We start from the raw sequence: 1,752 nt of genomic DNA on the forward strand, positions 1-1,752 counted from the left end.
AAAAAAAAATAAGAAAACCGTTCCTCTTTTGGTATAATAAAGTCACCATAACCCTACCAAGAAAGGACGGTTTTCTTATGTACATTTATTATAACCGAGATCAACTCATTTTGCCAATGGATCTTGAAATTTTCATTCCGGAACATCATCTTTGCCGGATCGTGGATCTGGCAGTGGAAAAAATGGATCCGGCTCTGCTCGTTTCCCTCTATCCTGGTGGAGGCCGCCCAGCCTATCATCCGAAAATGATGTTGAAAGTCATCCTGTATGCCTACGCCAATCGGATCTACTCCTCTCGCCAAATCGCCAAGCAGTTGAAAGAAAACATTTACTTTATGTGGCTCTCCGGCCATCAAACACCGGATTTCCGCACGATCAACCGATTTCGCTCGGAACGGATGAAGGACGTCATTTACGAAACGTTTTTCTCCATTGTTGATCTTCTGCGTCAAGAAGGGCTCGTCAAACTAGAGGATTACTTTCTGGATGGAACGAAAATCGAGGCCAATGCCAACAAATACACGTTCGTTTGGCGCAAATCAACGGAAAAGTACGATCAGAAGCTGGAGGAGAAATTCCGGCAAATCGTTGCCTCGATCGAACAGGTGGCGAAAGAAGATGAAGAGGCGGAACAAGAAGGGGATTTTCAAGAAAAACTGGAAGCTTCACCGATTACGTCCGAAAAGATCGAAGCCGTCATCGAACAAGTGGAAGAACGCCTAAAGAAAGAGCCGAAGAATCGCACGTTAAAGAAAGCAAAACGGCAATTGGAGCAAGATCTTCTCCCCCGTAAGAAGAAGTATGAAGAATACAAAGAAGTGTTGGGCGAACGGAACAGCTTTTCGAAAACGGATCCGGATGCGACATTCATGCGAATGAAAGACGACCATATGAAAAACGGCCAGCTCAAACCGGGATATAATGTGCAGATTGGGACAGAGAACCAATTCATCACTGGATTTAGCGTGCATCAACGGGCGGGGGATGCCGGATGTTTCATTCCGCATTTGGAGCAATTGGCCGCCTATGGACGCCCAATGCCCAAACGGGCCATTGCGGATTCCGCCTATGGGAGTGAGGAGAACTACACGTACTGCGAGAAAAAGAAGATCGTCGCCCTGATCAAGTACAACACGCTGGACCGGGAACAAACGAAAGCGTGGGCGAAAGAGACCGGCCGAATCGAGAACATGACGTATGATGAGGAGCTGGATGAGTGGATTTGCGCCAAAGGGGAACGGTTGGTGTTTGTGTATGAACGGAAGGAAACGACCGACAATGGGTACGTTACCGTCAAACGGACGTATCGTTGTACGGCATGTGCCGGATGCCCGTTTCAAACGGCATGCGCCAAAGGCAAAGACACGAAAACCATCCGCGTTTCTTTGAAGAATCAACAACAACGGCAGGAGATTCGGGAACGGCTGTCCACGGAAGAAGGGGCGGCGACATATCGAAGACGGCAAATCGAAAACGAGCCGGTGTTTGGGCAAATCAAGCATAACCAGCAATTCCAGCGCTTTTTGTTAAGGGGGCTCCCAAAAATTACCGTGGAATGGGGGCTTATTTGTGCTGCCCACAATTTGAGAAAGTGGGCGGCCACTGTCCACCCAATAAAAAGAAAAAGGGAGAACATACGGGGATAAGAAGAAGCAGATCCTTTGAGAAAGTAAAAAATAGACAAATAATGTAAAAACAAAAGCAGGAGGCTGTCCTCAAAAGGTCGTTTTACCGACCTTTTGGGACAGCCTC

1 protein-coding gene is annotated in these 1,752 nt (G+C 47.4%); it reads left to right on the forward strand.

The annotated features are described in order from the left end of the window. The first annotated feature begins 77 nt into the window (after positions 1 to 77). Positions 78 to 1,646, forward strand: coding sequence for an IS1182 family transposase (locus B4113_RS05740; protein ID WP_033018017.1), 1,569 nt, complete (start codon positions 78 to 80; stop codon positions 1,644 to 1,646). Positions 1,647 to 1,752 lie beyond the last annotated feature (106 nt).

The organism is Geobacillus sp. B4113_201601, assembly GCF_001587475.1.
GTDB classification, from domain to species: domain Bacteria; phylum Bacillota; class Bacilli; order Bacillales; family Anoxybacillaceae; genus Geobacillus; species Geobacillus icigianus.

Excerpts from the sequence above, each read along its gene's own strand:
- B4113_RS05740 (WP_033018017.1), top strand. The coding sequence starts at position 78 with ATGTACATTTATTATAACCGAGATCAACTCATTTTGCCAATGGATCTT.